The sequence below is a fragment of the Lentzea sp. NPDC060358 genome, from assembly GCF_042725365.1.
GTDB lineage: Bacteria > Actinomycetota > Actinomycetes > Mycobacteriales > Pseudonocardiaceae > Lentzea.
The window spans coordinates 1-18,071 of the sequence record NZ_JBHXCW010000159.1; the positions used below are offsets into that span (position 1 = coordinate 1).

18 protein-coding genes are annotated in these 18,071 nt (G+C 68.6%); 7 read left to right on the forward strand and 11 right to left on the reverse strand.

Translation table 11 applies throughout. The features are described from left to right. Positions 1-70: 70 nt before the first annotated feature. From rplI to ACFWGZ_RS27960, 5 genes are all read right to left on the reverse strand, one after another. Positions 71-526 (reverse strand): 50S ribosomal protein L9, encoded by a 456-nt coding sequence (gene rplI, locus ACFWGZ_RS27940; RefSeq protein ID WP_382454557.1) that lies wholly within the window; start codon positions 524-526, stop codon positions 71-73. A 19-nt stretch (positions 527-545) separates the two neighbouring features. Continuing rightward, positions 546-785 (reverse strand): 30S ribosomal protein S18, encoded by a 240-nt coding sequence (rpsR, locus tag ACFWGZ_RS27945; RefSeq protein WP_030480165.1) that lies wholly within the window; start codon positions 783-785, stop codon positions 546-548. Positions 786-842: 57 nt separating this feature from the next. Continuing rightward, on the reverse strand, positions 843-1,349 hold the full coding sequence (locus ACFWGZ_RS27950; RefSeq protein WP_065915547.1) for a single-stranded DNA-binding protein: 507 nt from the start codon (positions 1,347-1,349) through the stop codon (positions 843-845). A gap of 28 nt (positions 1,350-1,377) precedes the next feature. Then, positions 1,378-1,686 (reverse strand): 30S ribosomal protein S6, encoded by a 309-nt coding sequence (gene rpsF, locus ACFWGZ_RS27955; RefSeq protein ID WP_086666963.1) that lies wholly within the window; start codon positions 1,684-1,686, stop codon positions 1,378-1,380. Between the two features lie 101 nt (positions 1,687-1,787). Then, positions 1,788-2,723, reverse strand: coding sequence for a hypothetical protein (locus ACFWGZ_RS27960; protein ID WP_382454558.1), 936 nt, complete (start codon positions 2,721-2,723; stop codon positions 1,788-1,790). Between the two features lie 131 nt (positions 2,724-2,854). On the opposite strand from ACFWGZ_RS27960, the gene ACFWGZ_RS27965 reads away from it, so the two are divergent. Genes ACFWGZ_RS27965 through ACFWGZ_RS27975 form a run of 3 tightly spaced genes read left to right on the forward strand, consistent with a single transcriptional unit; the run spans position 2,855 to position 6,051 of the window. Beyond that, positions 2,855-3,625 (forward strand): deoxyribonuclease IV, encoded by a 771-nt coding sequence (locus ACFWGZ_RS27965; RefSeq protein ID WP_382454559.1) that lies wholly within the window; start codon positions 2,855-2,857, stop codon positions 3,623-3,625. 23 nt (positions 3,626-3,648) lie between these two features. Then, positions 3,649-5,025, forward strand: coding sequence for a glycosyltransferase family 87 protein (locus tag ACFWGZ_RS27970; protein ID WP_382454560.1), 1,377 nt, complete (start codon positions 3,649-3,651; stop codon positions 5,023-5,025). 18 nt (positions 5,026-5,043) lie between these two features. Next, positions 5,044-6,051 carry a GDSL-type esterase/lipase family protein gene (locus tag ACFWGZ_RS27975; RefSeq protein WP_382454561.1) on the forward strand — a complete coding sequence of 336 codons (1,008 nt, stop codon included), beginning with the start codon at positions 5,044-5,046 and terminating at the stop codon, positions 6,049-6,051. On the opposite strand, the gene ACFWGZ_RS27980 is transcribed toward ACFWGZ_RS27975, so the two are convergent. From ACFWGZ_RS27980 to ACFWGZ_RS27995, 4 genes are all read right to left on the reverse strand, one after another. Next, entirely contained in the window at positions 5,963-7,576 is a 1,614-nt protein-coding gene (locus ACFWGZ_RS27980; RefSeq protein ID WP_382454562.1) for a glycosyltransferase family 87 protein, read from the reverse strand. The two genes, ACFWGZ_RS27975 and ACFWGZ_RS27980, sit on opposite strands and share 89 nt — an antisense overlap. A 104-nt stretch (positions 7,577-7,680) precedes the next feature. Beyond that, positions 7,681-8,325: a M15 family metallopeptidase gene (locus ACFWGZ_RS27985; RefSeq protein ID WP_382454563.1), complete on the reverse strand. Its 645-nt coding sequence runs from the start codon at positions 8,323-8,325 to the stop codon at positions 7,681-7,683. After that, on the reverse strand, positions 8,322-8,570 hold the full coding sequence (locus ACFWGZ_RS27990; RefSeq protein WP_382454564.1) for a hypothetical protein: 249 nt from the start codon (positions 8,568-8,570) through the stop codon (positions 8,322-8,324). The genes ACFWGZ_RS27985 and ACFWGZ_RS27990 overlap by 4 nt, the downstream gene beginning before the upstream one ends. A 72-nt stretch (positions 8,571-8,642) precedes the next feature. Then, complete coding sequence (locus ACFWGZ_RS27995; RefSeq protein ID WP_382454565.1) at positions 8,643-10,970, reverse strand: glycoside hydrolase domain-containing protein; 2,328 nt, start codon at positions 10,968-10,970, stop codon at positions 8,643-8,645. Positions 10,971-11,499: 529 nt separating this feature from the next. Here ACFWGZ_RS27995 and ACFWGZ_RS28000 point away from each other — a divergent pair. Together ACFWGZ_RS28000 and ACFWGZ_RS28005 are read left to right on the forward strand one after the other, a co-directional pair. Continuing rightward, positions 11,500-11,925, forward strand: a complete 426-nt coding sequence (locus ACFWGZ_RS28000; RefSeq protein WP_382454566.1) for a hypothetical protein — start codon at positions 11,500-11,502, stop codon at positions 11,923-11,925. An 82-nt stretch (positions 11,926-12,007) separates the two neighbouring features. Next, positions 12,008-12,907 (forward strand): hypothetical protein, encoded by a 900-nt coding sequence (locus ACFWGZ_RS28005; RefSeq protein WP_382454567.1) that lies wholly within the window; start codon positions 12,008-12,010, stop codon positions 12,905-12,907. Positions 12,908-12,969: 62 nt separating this feature from the next. On the opposite strand, the gene ACFWGZ_RS28010 is transcribed toward ACFWGZ_RS28005, so the two are convergent. Together ACFWGZ_RS28010 and ACFWGZ_RS28015 are read right to left on the reverse strand one after the other, a co-directional pair. Next, positions 12,970-15,423, reverse strand: a complete 2,454-nt coding sequence (locus ACFWGZ_RS28010) for a transglycosylase domain-containing protein (protein WP_382454568.1) — start codon at positions 15,421-15,423, stop codon at positions 12,970-12,972. Between the two features lie 407 nt (positions 15,424-15,830). Beyond that, positions 15,831-16,229, reverse strand: coding sequence for a DUF5318 domain-containing protein (locus tag ACFWGZ_RS28015; protein ID WP_382454569.1), 399 nt, complete (start codon positions 16,227-16,229; stop codon positions 15,831-15,833). A gap of 165 nt (positions 16,230-16,394) precedes the next feature. Between ACFWGZ_RS28015 and ACFWGZ_RS28020 the strand changes: the two genes are divergently transcribed. Together ACFWGZ_RS28020 and ACFWGZ_RS28025 are read left to right on the forward strand one after the other, a co-directional pair. Continuing rightward, positions 16,395-16,931, forward strand: a complete 537-nt coding sequence (locus ACFWGZ_RS28020) for a PadR family transcriptional regulator (RefSeq protein WP_382454570.1) — start codon at positions 16,395-16,397, stop codon at positions 16,929-16,931. A gap of 30 nt (positions 16,932-16,961) precedes the next feature. Further along, a complete protein-coding gene (locus ACFWGZ_RS28025; RefSeq protein ID WP_382454571.1) occupies positions 16,962-18,047 on the forward strand; it encodes an inositol-3-phosphate synthase in 1,086 nt (361 codons plus the stop codon). The last annotated feature ends 24 nt before the right edge of the window (positions 18,048-18,071 follow it).

An 18,071-nucleotide genomic window follows, 5' to 3' on the forward strand; every position in this document is an offset into this window, starting at 1 on the left:
CCGGGAGGGTGGCGCCTCGGCAAATCGAAGCCGGGCCCTGCGCAGCCGCGTCAGCGGCGAGCAGGGCTGACTACTCGCCCGCGGTCACGTTCAGCGGGAGCGCGACGGTGACCTCGGGGTGGAGGCGAACCGTCACCGAGTGCTTGCCGGTGGTCTTGATGTGACCCGGCAGCTCGATGGCGCGCTTGTCGAGCACGGGACCACCGGCGGACTTGACGGCAGCCGCCACGTCCGAGCTGGTGACCGAGCCGAAGAGCTTCTTCGAGCCGGCGGCCGCCTTGGCGGTCAGGGTCACGCCACCGAGGCCCTCGAGCTTGGCCTTGATCTCCTTGGCGTGGTCCAGGTCGCGCACGCGGCGGGTGTCCTGCGCGCGGGTGATGACCTGGATCTGCTTCTGCGCACCGCGGGTCGCGACGATCGCGAGACCGCGCGGGAGCAGGTAGTTGCGGCCGTAGCCGTCCTTGACCTCGACGATGTCGCCGGGCGCGCCAAGGCCGGAAACGTCAGCGGTGAGGATGAGCTTCATCGCGAAGGTTCCCTTTCTCTTAGCGGGCGGTCGAGGTGTAGGGCAGCAGGGCCATCTCGCGGGCGTTCTTCACGGCAACGGCGACGTCGCGCTGGTGCTGCGAGCAGTTGCCCGTGACGCGGCGGGCACGGATCTTGCCGCGGTCGGAGATGAACTTGCGGAGGAGCGTCGTGTCCTTGTAGTCGATCAGGCTCGCGCTCTTGTCCTTGCAGAAGGCGCAGACCTTCTTCTTGGGCTTGCGCACAGGCGGCTTGGCCATGTGTCTCTAACTCCTGGAATACGCAGTGATCAGGTTCTGGATGACCGGTGCGGCGGTCTAGAAGGGGGGCTCGTCGGCGAAGCCACCCGAGCCGGCCGGCGGGGCGGAACCCCACGGGTCGTCTGCAGGCGCGCCACCGCCGCCACGAGACTGCTGACCGCCGCCGCCGCCGAAGCCGCCGCCACCGCCGCCGTCTCCACGGCTGACCTTGTTGACCTTCGCGGTCGCGTAGCGCAGCGAGGGGCCGATCTCGTCGACCTCAAGCTCCACGACAGTGCGCTTCTCGCCTTCCTTCGTCTCGAAGGAACGCTGGCGCAACCGTCCGGAGACGAGCACTCGCGAACCACGCGTGAGCGACTCGGCCACGTTCTCCGCGACCTGACGCCACACGTTGCACCGCAGGAACAGCGCTTCGCCGTCCTTCCACTCGCCTGACTGGCGGTCGAAGGTGCGGGGCGTGGAGGCGACCGTGAAGGACGCCACCGCGGCACCGCTCTGGGTGAAGCGGAGTTCAGGGTCGGCGGTCAGGTTCCCGACCACCGTGATCGTCGTCTCGCCAGCCATGTCTTGAGCTCCCCTGCTTCGAGGTTCGTCAGGCCTTGGCGGCCGACTTGGCGGGCTCGCGGCGCAGGACCTTCGTCCGGAGCACCGTCTCCTGCAGACCGAGCTGGCGGTCCAGTTCCTTCACCGCGTCCGGGGTCGAGGTCAGGTCGAGCACCGCGTAAATGCCTTCGGTGTTCTTGTTGATCTCGAAGCTCAGACGGCGCTTGCCCCACACTTCGACCTTCTCGACGTTGCCGCCCGACGTCTTGATGACGTTGAGGAACGTGTCGAGGGACGGCGCGATCGTGCGCTCGTCAAGGCTGGGGTCGAGGATGACCATCACTTCGTAATGACGCATGAGGACCACTCACCTCCTGTGGACTCGCGGCCACGGGCTTTCCGTGGCAGGAGGGTCGTCGCGTCAGCAACTGACAAAGGTTAACAGGGCGCGTCCACCGGCTACGCGGGGGTGCGGCGCAGCACCCAGGTCCGCACCAGCGCGCCCGTGACCAGGGCCAGCATCAGCACCGCGACCAGCACGGGAGCGCCGACACCGCCGGGGCCGCCGAGCCGGGGCAGCGCCGTCGCACGGCCGGCCGCCTGCACCGAGTCGCCCTCGATGCCGTTGCCGTTGGACGCACGCGGCACCTGCGAGCCGTAGCGCACGCCCGGCGACGGCGAGTAGAGGCCGGGCATCGCGAACGGCAGCGAGCCGTAGCTGAACAGCGGCACGCGGCCGAAGTTCGAGCCCACGGGGTAGAGCGAGAAGTCGCGGTTGCTGGGCGAGCCCGCGCCGACGCCGGGGATGGCACCGGGGTTGTTCGCGCCGGGCTGTTGCTGCGCGGGCGGGGTGCCTGGCTGCGGCTGCTGGGCGGGCGGCTTCGGGGCGCCCGGGATCGCGCCGACGGCCTGCTGCGAGGCGTCGGCGACGGCCTTGCTGCCGTCCTGGATCGGCGCCGCGACCTGGTTGACGCCGGTCACGGTCACCTTGCAGCCGCTGGTCAGCGTCGCGCGCACGGTCCCGTCGAGCGTGCCGAGGATCGGCCCGAGCAGCGGGATCTTGGCGACCTCGACCATCACCGCGTTCGCGATCGTGCCGCCGCTGATGGTCGTGGTCCCGACCTGGACCGCGCCGATCGGGATGGGCTTGGCCTGCGAGAACGCCTGCCGGAACGGCTCGGCGAGCGGTGGTCCGAGCAGCGTCGCTCGCACGAGGTCCGTGATGGGCTGCGTGACGGCGGCGGGGCTGAGTGAGATCGGGGTGCCGGGCGCGCCCTGGATCGACGTCGCGCAGCTGCCGATGACGATGGGCTCCGCGGCCGTGGCCGTGGTCGCTCCCACGCCTGCGGAGGCCAGCGTCAGAAGTGTCGCGGCCGTAACGCTCAGCAGTCGCATGCCAACCCCTTTCCTACTCTCAAGTAACGACCGTAGGTCCTGGTGGTGACGCAGGCCATCCCCAGTTTTTTCAGTTACTCCTATCGGCGGCGCCTGCGATGGCGTTATGGACGCCGACTACCCTCCTGGTCATGCGCATCGGGGCCCATGTACGCGACGACGACCCGGTCGGCGCCGCGGCCGAACGCGGGGCCGAGGTCGTCCAGTTCTTCCTGTCGGATCCCCAGGGGTGGAAGAAGCCCAAACCTCATCCGCACGCGGAAGCCCTGCTCGCGTCGGACCTCGAGGTGTTCGTCCACGCCCCGTACCTGATCAACATCGCGTCGCTGAACAACAAGATCCGGATCCCGTCCAGGAAGAACGTGGTCCAGCACGCGGAGGCCGCCGCGACCGTCGGCGCCAAGGGCCTGATCGTGCACGGCGGGCACGTCACCAAGGGCGAGGACCCGGCGGACGGCTTCGCGAACTGGCGCAAGTTCTTCGAGCGCCAGGTCGCCGAGGGCGGGTTCGCGGTCCCGGTCCTGATCGAGAACACCGCGGGCGGCGACAACGCCATGGCCCGCTCGTTCGACTCCCTCAAGCTGCTCTGGGACGCGGTCGGCGAGTTCGGCGCGGGCTTCTGCCTCGACACCTGCCACGCGTTCGCCGCCGGCGAGGACCTGGTCGGCATCGTCGATCGGGTGAAAGCGATCACCGGCCGGATCGACCTCGTGCACCTCAACAGCTCGCGCGACGAGTTCGGCTCCTCGCGCGACCGGCACGACAACATCAAGACTGGCACCATCGACGCCGACCAGCTGGCGGCCGTCGTCGCCGGCGCCGGATGCCCCGTCGTGGTGGAGACACCGGACGAGGGCCAGGCCGACGACATCGCCTTCCTGCGCGACCGCGTCGGAAGGTGAACACCGTGCACGAGGTGGTGAGCGTGACGCCCGAGCGAGGCGACGCCGGGGGCGTCGCGCACCGCTTCGGCCGCGCCGCCCTCGCCGTGCTCGTGCTGCTGTGCGGGCTCACGCTGCTGCTGGGCTTCGTCAACAAGGACCGCTGCACCGGTCCCGCGTTCGACCAGTGGGGCCGCACGCAGCCCGACTACGACGAGCGCAACAAGCAGGACGTCTGCTACTCCGACATCCAGCACCTCTGGATCGGGCGCGACATCGACCGCCACGTCTTCCCGTACGTCGACGGCGGCATCAACGACAAGGGCATCCTCGTCGGCGGCTCGGTCGAGTACCCGGTGCTCTCCGGCCTGATCATCTGGGCCGGTGCGATCTTCGCGCACAACGACGCCGAGTACCTGCTCTACTCCGCGCTGCTGATGACCCCGTTCGGCCTGCTCACCGGCTGGCTGCTGGGCAAGCTCGCCCGCTGGCGCGCGCTGCTGTGGGCGATCGGGCCGCCGCTCGTGCTGTACGCGTTCCACAACTGGGACCTGCCGGTCGTGCTGTGCTCGGCGGCCGCCGTCTACGTCGTGCACCGCTGGAACCGGCCCCTGGTCGAGAGAGCCGTCGTCGCGTCGGTCCTGCTCGGCCTCGGGTTCGCGTTCAAGGTCTACCCGGCGATCTTCGTGCTGCCGCTGATGCTGTTCGTCGCCACCGGCGGCTGGCGCGGCCAGGAGCTGCCGGAGGGCAAGAAGGTCGACGTCGCCGGCGCGGTCAAGGTCGGCCTCGCCTCGATCGTCACGGTCGTGCTGGTCAACCTGCCGTTCGCCTTCGCGGGCTACGACGGCTGGCTCGCGTCGTTCGAGTTCCAGCAGTTGCGCCGGGTCGACATCACGACGAACTCGATCTGGTACTGGGGCCTGCGGCCGTTCATCGGCGACGACCCGATGCAGTCGCTGGTCGGCGTGCTCTCCCCGATCACGATCCTGATCTCGTTCGCGATCGCCGCCGGCTACGGCTGGGTGCGGTTCCGCCGCGAGGGCACCTACCCGTGGATCGCGGTGTCGGGCGCGATGCTGTGCGGCTTCATGCTGCTGCACAAGGTCCACTCGCCGCAGTACACGCTGTGGCTGGTGCCGTTCCTCGTGCTCCTGCGGGTGCGGCTGATGTGGGCGTTCGCCTACTTCGCCGTCGACCTCGCGATGGGCATCGGCATCTTCCGCTGGTTCTGGGCGATCGAGTTCGGCCAGCCCGCCGGGATCTACGACAGCTTCTCCGCGCAGGCCGTGATGATCGGCGTGTGGGGACGGGCGGCGTTGCTCGTCGCGCTGTTCGTCGCGTTCCTCAAGGCGAAGGACGTCACCGAGGACGACCGCGAGGACCTGAAGTTCATCCGCGGGGCAGTGGCAGCGAAGAGCTGATCACCGCAGACTGGACCCGTGAGGGTGATCATCGCACTGGCGTTGGTGCTGGTCTGCGGTGCCTCCGGGGCGCACGCCCGGTCGGAGGCGATCCGCTGGCTGCCCGTGTGGCAGGCCGTCCCGACGCTGCCCGCAGGAGTGCCGGACCACGTCGTGCGCACGACCGTGGACCTCTCCGCGAGCGGCACGTCGGTCCGGCTGCGGCTGTCGAACCTGATGGGCATCAAACCGGTGCGCGTCGAGCAGGTGACGGTCAAGGCGAACGGCGAGCTGCGTGAGCTGACGTTCGACCGGGCCCGGTCCGTGACGATCAGGGCGCGCGGCGAGGTCTACAGCGACGCCGTGCAGCTGCCGGTGTCCAGAACGCTCGAGATCAGCACGCACGTCCCGGACGGCACACCGTGCCAGGCCCGCGCGTGGAACACCATCACCTCGGCGCGCGCGTACATCTGCCTCGTCTCGGCGGTCGAGGTCGCGGGCTTCAGCGCACCGGGTGCCGTGGTGATGCTCGGCGACTCGATCACCGAGGGCTACGCGGAGGGCACGTGGCCGTCGCTGGTCGAGACCGACCACGCCGTGCTGAACGCGGGCATCAACGGCAACGGCGTGGTCAACGGCGACGCCCCCATGGTCACCCGCCTGAACCGCGACGTCCTGCACAGCCCCGAGGTGCGCGAGGTCGTGCTGCTGGGCGGCATCAACGACATCCAGCGCGACGTCCCGGCGGCGAGCGTCATCGCCGGCATCCGCACGATCGAGCAGCGGTGCCGGGACAAGGGCGTGCGGTTCCGGATCGGCACCATCACGCCGTGGGGCGGCTGGCCGAACTGGAGCGAGGCCAGGGAGCAGCAGCGCCAGGAGGTGAACGCGTGGATCCGCGCCACCTTCCCCGACGCGATCGACTTCGAGGCCGCCGTGCGCGACCCGGCCGACCCGCTCAGACTGCGTCCGGAGTTCGACGCCGGTGATCACCTGCACCCGAACGCGGACGCATTCGGTGCGATGGCACGCCTCGTGCGGGTGTGACGACCTGCCGGTCCGGCGCACCGGCCAGCACGCCCTCCAGCGGGTCCTCGCCGGAGAGCCGCACCAGGTCGCGTTCGGGCCGGTAGATCTCCTTCAGCACGATCACGCACAGCGTGACGACCGCCGCGTCCCGCAGCAGCACGGCGCCGAGGAACCAGTCGATCGGCAGGCCCTTGTTGTCCGTGCCCAGGTAGAAGTACATGCGCGGCACCCACACCAGCGCGTCGACCGCCATCCACGCGAGCAGCAGCTTCCAGCGCGGCAGCGCGAGCACGGCCAGCGGCACCAGCCACAGCGAGTACTGCGGGCTCCACACCTTGTTCGTCAGCAGGAACGCCGCCACGACGAGGAACCCGAGCTGCGCGAGCCGCGGCCGAGTCGGCGCGGACAGGGTCACGTAGGCGATGCCGGCGCAGCACACGAGGAACAGCACCATGCTGACCGTGTTGAGCACCGTCGGCGGCTGGCCCTGCGTGAGCCCGGGGTCGAAACCCTGCCACCCCGTCCACTGCACGAGGACGTTGTAGAGCGTGTCCGGGTCCGCGTTGCGCTCGGTGTTGAGGCGGAAGAACTCCCGCCACCCCGTCTGCGACGCCGGGTTCAGCGCGATCGGCGCGTTGACGAGCGCCCACGCCCCGGCGGCCGACGCGGTGGCGACGAGCCCGGCCTTGATCCGGTCGGAACGCCAGCACAGCAGCAGCAACGGCCCGAGCAGGAACAACGGGTAGAGCTTCGCCGCACCACCCAGCCCCAGCAGCACACCGGCGAGCGCGGGTTTCTTGCGCGCCCACGCCAGCAGACCGGCCGTGGCGAACGCCGTCGCGATCGTGTCGAAGTTCGTGAACGCGTGCACGACGACCAGCGGTGACACCGCGACGATCGCCGCGTCCCACGTCCGGCGCCGGGCGATCCGCGCCACCGAGAACACCGTCACCAGCCACGCCACCGCCAGCCAGAACGCCGTGACGTTGAAGAACACGATCACGGTCATCGGCAGTCCGGGCACGAGCGCCACGAGCCCCTGCGCGACGCGCGCGTTGAGCCACATGAACACACCCGTGACGACCGGGTACTCCATGTACCGGACGTGCTCGGTCGGCTTGCCCTCGTCGTCCTTCCACGAGGTGATGTACGGGAAGGACCCGCGCTGGTCGAGGCGTTCCGCGGTGTAGAGCGGCACGGTGTCGGAGTAGCAGAGGGCGGTGAACTGCGTGCTCCCCCGCCAGTCGAGCTGCACCTGGCCCTTGTCGTCGACGTACTGCTGGATGCACGGCGACTTCTGCACCCAGCCCGCCAGCAACGTCAGCACGGCGAGCAGCAGGATCACCCGCACCGCTGTCCAGAAGTAGTTCCTGCCGACGAGCGCGTGCTCGCCGAGCGGACCTCCGAACGGTCTGCTCAGCGACCGCGCGAGCGACTCGGTCCAGGTGGGTGCGACCCGTTCGGAACGGGTGAGCGACTCGGTGTCCGCGGCGAGGTCGGCGGCGGTGGCCTCGGCGGGGAGCTCGGCAGGGGTGCTGGGCACCTGCCGGATGTTACGGCCAAGGCCGTTTCGCCGTGGTCAACATCCTGGACCGGTGCACGCGGATCCGGGGGCGGCGCGTCCCGCCGGTCGCGCCGCCCCTCCGGTCAGCCCGTCGCGATCTGCCGCTCGGCCAGCACCCTCGCCGGCCGGCGGCGGGACTCGTCGAACACGTCGCGCGGTGTGCCCGCCGCCTTGCCGGGACTCCACTGCGCGATCTTGCGGGCCACCCGGACGAGCTTGACGTCGCCCGGTCCGACGTCGAGCTGGAAGTGGCCCTCCTTCGGCGACTTCTTGAAGTCGCCGCCCCACCGGACGATTCCCTCGCACTCGGCGAGGACGTCGCGCACCGCCGCGAGCTCGTGCGGGAAGAAGTTCCCCCTCGCTCCGGCCGGGTACAGGTCCGGCCGGATCGCGAACGCGGTGCCGGACAGGTAGTTCGACTCGAACGGCGCGGTGCCGGCGGTCTGGCTGAGCTGACCGGGCAGCAGCGTCGCGACCTCGTAGTGGAAGCGGCGTGCGACGTGCAGCAGCACGGTCGCCACGTCGCCGGATCGCAGTGCCACGACCGCACCTGATCCCTCGACCTTGAACTGTGCGATGTCCTTGTGCCGCAACGGCCAGCCGTTCGCCGACACGGCGGGCGCCGCCAGTGCGGCCGGCGCGAAGCCGATCGCCGCGGCTGCGGCGAGGCCTCCCGCCGCGCCGAGGAAGCTGCGGCGTCCGAGCGTTCCCCCAGATGGTTCGTTCATGTCTTCTCCCCGCGGACTCTCCGGACGACTGCGATGACGGTGAACACGACCACCGACGCCAGGAGGGCGAAGAGGATCGGGTTCAGGTAGGGCGGGACGAGGTCGTAGGACGCGTTGCAGGGGTAGGAGGGCGGGAACAGCGACGGCCGGTGACCGGGGTCGAACTCCCAGAACTGACCGCGCGCGCCGCACACCTCCTCGATGTCGTGCACACCGAGCACGAGGAAGGCCCCCCACCCGTACACGAGTACCGCACCCGACAAGGACCACCTGGCCACACGGCCTGGTTTCGACGCCATCGACCTGACTTCTTTCCGTTATCCGCGCGAGAGCTGGTCCACCGCGTCGGCATATCCCTGCACGAACGGGTCGAGCTTGTAGTCGGGCATCTCCGTCGGGAGCACGGCACCGAGGCTCTGGTTCTGGATCGTCAGGACCTGGAGTCCCCACAGGACGGTGTCGCCGTGGAGTCCCTCCAGCATGCTCTTGGCCGTGTCGAAGACCTTCTGCGCGGTGCCGCCGTACCTGGACTGGTAGAACTGCTTGAACCTCGTCGCCGGCCCGGTTCCGGTCATGTACGCCACGATCAGGTCGTCGATCCTGCCACCTCCCCTGGCCGCGGTTCCGATCAAGTGACCGTCGCAGTCCTGGACGTAGTCGGTGAGCGCGAACGTCGACTCGACGTTGAGCTTCGCGAACTTGGCCTGGACGAACTGGTAGCCCGACGCGTACGAGCTCTCCGCGTTGCGCCACTCGCCGTAGAGCGTGCACAGGTCGCCGCCCCAGCCGCCGAAGTCGCCCCTGGTCGTCGCGGAGCCGGGACCGGTCCCCTTCAGGTAGACCGCGTGCGCGGTGGCGGCGAGGTGGTCGAGGTTGATGCTCAACCTGGTGGCGGGGTCGAGGAAGCTCCGAACGGGCTTCGGCACCCGTGCGTCGACGTGTGCGACCCATGCCTCGTCCACCGGCTTGACCAGTGCCGTCCACGCCGGGTCCTGGTACTTCGGGAAGCGCAGGTACTCGAGCACCCGGTCGGTGGGGTCGCCCCCGAACCCGACGGCCAGCGAGTAGAGCGCTCTGATGAAGCCGACGAACTCGTCCAGCGTCGCGTCCCGGCCGTTCACGTTCTCGGGACCGCAGCCGGGGTCGGTTCCCCGGTTGACGTTGTTGTCGAGCGGGAACGGGTCGCTCGACGACGGCTGGAAGTCGAACTCCTTGATCTGGGTGAACGACCAGTTGTCCGGCATCGGGAAGCCGAGGTTGCCGGAAAAGCCGTACGACATTCCGGAGACGAACGAATGCCGTGCGTAGGCCTCGCTGCTGACGCGGCTGCACACGTTGCGAGATCCGTAGACGCCCTGGACGTACCGCCCGCCCCGCACGCGCAAACCGGCTGCGACGCCCCGGAAGTACGGGATGATGTTGCTGGTGATCTCCTCGTTGGTCGCGTCGTAGTCGACCGCGAAGTAGATCACCGTTCCGGCGTTGAAGCCGTAGCCGGCCGCACGTCCGTGGGCGAGCAGCGCGTGGTCGTACCCCTTGGACCAGCTGAAGTCCTCGAGCCCGCGACCGTAGTACTGCGAGATGGGGAACACCCGCAGCCCCGCGGCGAAGATGGCGCCGAGCTCTCCCGGCTGGAGTTCCTTGTCGAGCGTCTCCCCCGGCGCCTCGTCCAGGTAGCGCCCCACGACGCGATAACCCGCGTTGAACAACCGGGTCCCCCGGTCGCCGAGGATGTGCCTGCTCGTGTCGCAGGCGGTGGCCGGCCGGTCGGGGTCTCCCATCGACACGAGCAACTGCGCCCAGGTCCGGTAGTCGCCGACACCGGTCGCCTCCAGCAGCGAGAACCGCTGGAACGCCCGCACCCACGCGGACAGGTCGTCGTCCCAGCGGTACTGGAACGAGGCTTCCGTCCCGCTGCCGTCAGGCCGGTCGGGCCGGCGGATCGGGCTGTTGAAGACGCAGGCCGCGCTGAACAGCTCGACCCAGCTCTGCGCCGAGCCGGGGCCGACCGGGTTGGCCCGCAGGCCTGCCTGGGTACCGGGGCCGAAGTTCCCCGTGGCGTTGTCGTCCGCGATGCCGATCTGGTACTGGATCGCCTTCATCAACGCCTGCTGGACGTCGCGGGAGTAGATGCCGTCGCAGGGGATGACGAAGAAGGTGGACCGGTTGAGGTACCTGCCGTTCAGCCACCGCTGGATGGCCTGGACCCGCTGGCGGCCACCCGCGAGCAGCACGTAGGCGTCCATGTTGAGGATCGCCTTGAAGATCTTGGGATCGACGGTGCCGTCGGAGCCGGACAGCCCGACGTCGGTCTTGAGGCTGCTCACCGCGGCGGTGGTGCCGGAGTGGAACCTGCCGCTCCGGGTGTCGCCGGCGTCGTAGCCCTTGCAGAACAAGCCGTGCTGGACGATCCGGACGATGTTCGCGTTGGCGGTGTAGCCCTGGTTGATCGGGCCCTGCGCGGCGACCCGCGCCATGGTGGTCGGCCCGAAGGAGTCGGACAGCTCCGTGATGCCCAGTTCGTGCTGCAGGCCGCGGGTGAGCGAGTACATCGTCGCCCACCCGGTCCTGCCGTTCTCCTCGCACCTTTCGTAGCCCGGCACGGCGCCGTAGGTGGCGTTCACCCACTGCTGGGCCTCGAGCACGCGCTGATCCACTGTTCCCCCAGAAGTCGAATGCCGTCGTTCGTCGTCGCGCTGGTCGCGGAAATGGCGGAAATGTGCGACACCGATCGGCGTCGACAATTGATTCAGCTGCCCCCGGCGGTCTCATCCGGCGGCAGGTGGCTATCACGAAGTGCCTCCCCAGGCCTCGTGACGGAGTCGACCCCGCCACTGGAACCTAACCGCTCGTTCTCGATTCGGTCAACCGGCGGAGGACCGAGTCGTGGTGCGCGACAACACACCGGTCATTCACTCGAATGGAGGTGTTCGGCGGCCGGGATTCCGGTATCGGTATTCACCCGCCGATCTCACTGGACAACGAGGCCTCCGGGTTCGTAAGGTCGGATCGTGGTCCTCGACGGGAGGATCGATCGCGCTGGGGGGCGTACGTGAACATCTCGTTCAAGCACACCTGATCAACTTTGATCCTCACGACGCAGTCGATCCTCCGGGATCGGCTTCCTCGTGCTGCCCGTCGTGCGATCAGCGCAGTTCGATCAGGGGGAGTGAAGTGAAAAGTCTTGCCCGCTTGGCCGCGGCGTTCACGTTCGTCCTGCCGTTGGTGCTGGTCGGTGTGGCGCAGCCCGCGTCAGCCGCCTTCTTCGACATGAGGGACCAGTGCGGTCTCGGTTATTACTGCACGATGGGCGACGCCAGTTGGCGTGGCTGCATCGCGCTTTTCGAAGGAAATGACGCCAACTACGCGGACAACGGTTGCTGGGACGGGGGCGCGATTCGCTACGAACTCGACAACCGCACCACCTCCGTCTACAACAACGGTTATGTGGGAGCGCCCGACAACGTCCAGTCGTTCAGGCACCCGAACTACGTGGAACTGATCTGGTCCATTGCTCCGGGAACGTACTACTCGAACGTCGACAAGTTCTGCAACGCTCAGCCCTGCAACGATCAGGCATCCTCGCACCGCTGGGTGTGACACGTCCGCGGTGCCGACCGGTCAGCTCGGGCCGGAATGGACGCGGAAACGGTCCGTTCCGGCCTGTGGTCCTGGGGGAGAAATGACGAGGAGAAATCTGGAGGCGGTGTCGGTCGCGGTCGGCCTGCTCGCGATCGCTGCCTGCTCTGCACAACCGGTCGCACCACGACCCGAACCTCCGCTGGGACCCGTGCCGGCCATCCACGTCGACGCGGACGTCAGGTTCCCGCTCGACGACCACCTGCTGTCACCGGAGAACCGGGTGGTCGTCCGCCGGGGACAGGACGTGCTGGTGCAGAGGTGCCTGCGCCGGTTCGGCTTCGAGATGGAGCTGCCGGCCCGCGAGGTGGACCTCGTGCGGGGCCGCGTCATCGGTGTCGTCGACCCCGCCGAAGTGGCGGTGCACGGGTACTCCGATCCGGAGACGATCGAGTCCGTCCGCAGGGCCGAACAGATCAGGAGGGCGCAGAAGCCCTGGCCCGAGGACATGATCGCGGTGTTGAACGGAAACGGGCCGGAGGCGCGCAAGAGGGGCGGTGTCCCGGAAGCGGGCTGCTTGGGGGAAGCGCAACGCGCACTCGGGCTCGCGGCCCGGAGCGGGGGTGAACCCGGCGACGAGAACTTCGTGATCGGGTTGTCGCGCGACTCGTCGAAGCTGGCCGAGGCGGACAGCAGGGTGAAGGAAGTCTGGCGCAAGTGGAGCGCCTGCATGCGAGGCGCGGGTTACGACTACACCGATCCGTGGGGCCCCAACAACGAGAAGAGGTTCGGTGGTGACGACGCCTCTCCCGAGGAGATCGCCACGGCGAGCGCGGATGTCGCCTGCCGCACCGGACACGACGTGAACGGGATCTGGGTGGCGGTGCGGACCGCCTACCAGAACCGGTTGATCGCCGACAACGCCGAGGCGTTGGAGAAGCACCGGAGCCGTGTCGACGACCAGGTGCGCAAGGCGAACGAGATCCTGTCCGGCGGGAGCTGAGCCCGGAGGAGGACCCGGAACGGCGAAGGGGCCCGGTGCGATGCACCAGGCCCCTTCGCGGGTCAGCCGTCTCCTGGCGTTCCCCTGCCTGTCGGCCGTCCCGGGGTGGACGGGTCGGGGTCACCGGAGGGCGGGCACACCAGCAGACCGCACGGCGTCGACGGCTTCGTCGGACGCGGGTCCGACGAAGGCGGCGGCGGGGTGTTCGACGGCGGGGTGTTCGACGGTGGCGTGTTCGACGGGGTGTTGGACGGGACGTTCGAAGGCTTCGGCGGGTTGTACTGGTTGAGCGGCTTGGCCTTCGGGAACTTCTCCATCGGGCTGCCGGCCAGCGCCTTGTTCATGAACGCCCGCCAGATCTTGCCGGGCACGCCCGAGCCGAAGATGTTGGCGCCGGCCTTGTCGCGGATGGGCAGGTTGCCCTCGTTGCGACCGACCCACACGGCGGCCGAGATGGACGGCGTGTAGCCCACCATCCAAGCCTTCGAGTTGAGGCCGACACCCTGACCGGCGCTCTCCGACAGCTCGTGGGTACCGGTCTTGCCCGCGCACTCGCGGTTCTGGTCACACGCGATACCGGAGCTCTTGGGGATCTCCTTGAGCACGTCGGTGACGTTGTCGGCGATGTCCTGGCTCTTGGTCTGGTCCGGGTCGAACGCCGAGATCGGCTTGTCCGTGTGCTGGTAGATCACGTCGCCGCTCGGGCCGGTGATCTTCACGATGAAGAACGGCGAGCGGTACACGCCGCGGGCCGCGAACGTCGCGTAGGCCGAGGCCATGTCGAACGGCCGGACGACCGCCTGGTCACCACCGAGGGCGATACCACCGTTCGGGTTCCCGCCGTCCTCGCCGACGAGCAGCTTCTTCGGGCCGTTGCCGATGTTGACCTCGTCCGGGATGCCGGCCTGGTGCGCCGCCTTGACCGTCTTCGCCACACCGATGTCGTTCACGACCATGTCGTAGAACACGGTGTTCAGCGACTTGATCATCGCCGTGCGGACCGGGCACTCCTTGCCGCACGAGTTGTCGTTGCCGGAGTTGCGGATCGGCGTCGCCACACCGGGGAACGTGCGCGGCGAGCTGCCGTCGTAGATGCTGCCCAGGCCCCGGCCGTTCTGCAGCGCCGCGACCAGGTCGAACGCCTTGAACGACGAACCCGGCTCCTGCAACGTGCCCTTCGCGTAGTCGAACGAGCCACGGCCCTCCCGGCCGCCCCAGTACGCGCGAACCGCGCCCGAGTTCGGATCGACGGCGGTCAGCGACGTCTTCAACGCCTCCGGCTGCGCGCCCTTGATCATGATCTCGTCCACGGCCTCCTCGGCCGCGGCCTGCGTCTTCGGGTCGATCGTCGTCTGGATCGTGATGCCGGTCTTCTGCGCCTGCTCGAACGAGACGCCGGTCTGCTCGTTCTCGAGCGCCTCCTGCACCTGGTCGACGATCAGGCCGCGCGGACCCTCGAGCGACTTCGGCTGGGTCTCGGCGAACGGCAGCGGCTGCGGCCACTGCTGCGCGTCGAAGTACGCCTGGTCGATCCACTTCTTCTCGAGCATCTGACCCATGACGTACTTCCACTGCTTCTGCGAGTGCTCCTTGTCCTCCGACCAGGAGGGCGTCTGGATCATCGCCGCGATCAGTGCCGCCTCGGAAGGAGTGAGGTCCTTCATCTCCTTCTTGTAGTACACCTGCGCCGCGGCCTTGAAGCCGTTCGCGCCACGACCGAAGTACACGGTGTTGAGGTACGCCGTGAGGATCGTGTTGTGGTCCGACTCGTTGCTCATCTTGAAGGCCTTCACGACCTCCGTGAACTTCCGGGTCAGCGTCGGGTCTTCGTTCTGGGTCGCCTTCTTGATGTACTGCTGCGTCAGACCCGAACCACCACCGGAACCGCTCGTCACCTGGAACCAGGCGGCGCGCAGGATCGCCTTGGCGTCGAAGCCGGGGTTGTCGTAGAAGTTCGCGTCCTCGGCCGCGAGCACCGCGTGCTTGACGTTGTCGGGGATCTCCTCGTACGTCAGCATCGTGCGGTTCTCGCCGGGCGAGGTGATCTTCGTCATCTCGCTGCCGTCGGAGTACAGCAGCGTGATCGTCTTGTTCTGGTCGGCCGCGATCTCCTCGGGCTTCGGCCAGTCGAGCAGCGGGTACGCGATGGCGACCGCGATCACCGGGCCGAGGATCATGAGACCGACCGCGACGAAGGCACCGATCCGGACGCGCTTCCAGATCTTCTTCTTGCGCAGTCGGCGCTCCTCCTCCTCGGTGAGCTCCGGCTCGTCGTCGTAGTAGTCGTCGTCATCGTCGACGACCCCACCGGCGAGCAGGTACTCGTCCTCGGGTTCGCGGTGCGTGATGAGCTCGGGCTCGCGCTGCGTCGGCCGGCTCACCGGCGGCAGCTGCGTCGTCCGCTCCTCAGCAGGCTTGCGCGGGGGGACGCCGGGACGGCCGGGGCCGCCCGCGGGTCCGCCGGGACCGTTCGGGCCGCCGGGACGGCGTCCACCGGGCGGCGGCGCCATCGGCATGCCACCGGGAGGCGTAGGGGGACGGCTGCCGGGGCCACCGGGTCCGCCCACCGGACCGCCGGGACCCTGCGGACGGCCGGGGCCGCCCTGGGGCCCACCCGGCGCTCCCTGCGGACCGCCTGGTCCGTTCGGGCGGCGTGGGGGCTGTTGCTGTGGGAAACCACCGGGCGGCGTGCCACCCTGAGGAGGGCGTGCGAAACCGCCGGGCGGCGTGCCCGGTCGCGGCTGATTCGGGACATCACGTCTCGTGCCGCCACCGTCCGGGTCGTCCCCGGTCGGCCATTGCGGCTCGCCTCCGCGCTGCCGGTCATCATGCTGGTCGTTCACGTGAAAAGGCCTCCCAGACCGGCGTGCACCGGCACGCGGTTCGGTGGTCGTACTTCATTCGGAGCAGTGTCACCCGTGGGTCATTCCACCGCAGTCCTCCGCCGTGGCTTTTCCAGCCCACGCTTCCCCAGGACGTATGACTGCACCAGGTGGTTCCAACTGCACGTGCGGCAAACCTCCACCACGTACACGGAGAACTCCTCGAAGAGGTTCGCCATCTTCGCGAGTTCTTCAGGTGTGCGCGCGGAGCCGGCCGCGTGCTTCAGCTCGTCACCGTAGACCCACGACACGTTCGTGAGGGGTTCTTTGCGGCAGACCGGGCAGGGCACCTCCGTCGCCGTCCCGTGGAACTTCGCAGCTCGCAGCAGGTACGGGGACGCGTCGCAGACCTCCATGGTGCCCGTCCGACCGGCATGGACCTCCGCCAGCAGCGCTCGGCGCTGCAGCGAGTAGTCCACCACCTGTCGTTGGGTCAACACGCCACCAGAGTACGTGCCACCCGCTTCGCCGATGATGGGCCGTTCAGGGCAGCAACGTCCGACGCGATATGACGGTGTGCCACATCCCACACCGAAGAGGGGTTCCCGATGTATCGCAGCGATATAATCACCTCACCTATCGGTGCAGGTGCGAGGAGGTGACTCGTGTTCGAGTTCGCGCTGCTCGGCCTGCTGCACGAGGCGCCCATGCACGGCTACGAGCTGCGCAAGCGCTTGCATGACCTGCTCGGAGCGTTTCGCGCGTTCTCCTACGGATCGCTGTACCCAACACTGCGGCGACTCCAGAGGGCGGGCCTGATCGTGGAGGAGGGGCCGGAGGAATCGGCTCTCTCCTGGGGACGTCGGGCTCGCAAGGTCTACCGGCTCACACCGGAGGGCAAGGAGCGGTTCGCCGACCTGCTCTCCGATGCGGGCCCGCAGACCTGGGACGACGACTCGTTCGGGGTCCACCTGGCGTTCTTCTCGCGCACGCCGGCCGACGTCAGGATGCGGATCCTGGAGGGCCGCCGGCGGTGTGTCGAGGAACGCAGGGAGGGCCTGCGCGAGCGGCTGGCGAGGACGGGTGAGCAGATCGACCGCTACACCCGCGAGCTGCACAGCCAGGGCCTGGAGAGCACGGAGCGCGAGGTGCGGTGGCTCAACGAGCTCATCGCGCACGAGAAGTCCGAGCAGGACGAGTAGCACTCACCGTTGATCAAGGAGGACTCGGCAATGGGCGAAAACCGCCGCACCGTTCGAGTGGCCATCGTCGGGGTTGGCAACTGCGCGGCGTCGCTGGTGCAGGGCGTCCACTACTACCGGGACGCCGACCCGAGCACCCGCGTGCCCGGCCTGATGCACGTGCAGTTCGGTGACTACCACGTGCGCGATGTCGAGTTCGTCGCAGCGTTCGACGTGGACGCGAAGAAGGTCGGTGTGGATCTGGCGGAGGCCATCGTGGCCAGCCAGAACAACACGATCAAGATCGCGGACGTGCCGCCGCTGGGCGTGACCGTGCAGCGCGGGCACACCCACGACGGTCTCGGCCGGTTCTACCGGGAGACGATCGAGGAGTCCGACGCCGAGCCGGTGGACGTCGTGGCGGCGCTGCGCGAGGCCGAGGTCGACGTGCTCGTGTCGTACCTGCCGGTGGGCTCGGAGGACGCGGACCGGTTCTACGCCCAGTGCGCGATCGACGCGGGCGTGGCGTTCGTCAACGCCCTGCCGGTGTTCATCGCCTCGGACCCGGAGTGGGCGGAGAAGTTCCGCGCCGCCGGCGTGCCGATCGTCGGCGACGACATCAAGTCGCAGGTCGGCGCGACCATCACCCACCGGGTGCTGGCGAAGCTGTTCGAGGACCGCGGTGTGCAGCTCGACCGCACCATGCAGCTCAACGTGGGCGGCAACATGGACTTCCTCAACATGAAGGAGCTGGAGCGCCTGGAGTCCAAGAAGGTCTCCAAGACGCAGTCGGTGACGTCGCAGCTCTCGCGCGACATCGGCAAGGACAACGTCCACATCGGCCCGTCGGACTACGTCGCGTGGCTCGACGACCGCAAGTGGGCCTACGTCCGGCTCGAGGGCCGCGCGTTCGGCGACGTGCCGCTGAACCTCGAGTACAAGCTCGAGGTGTGGGACTCCCCGAACTCCGCGGGCATCATCATCGACGCCGTCCGCGCGGCGAAGATCGCCCTGGACCGGGGCATCGGCGGCCCGATCCTGTCGGCGTCGTCGTACTTCATGAAGTCCCCGCCCGAGCAGTACTCCGACGCCGAGGCCCACGCGGCCGTCGAGGCGTTCATCCGCGGCGAGGCCTAGTCGTCGAAGGGCCGCCTCTGGTCC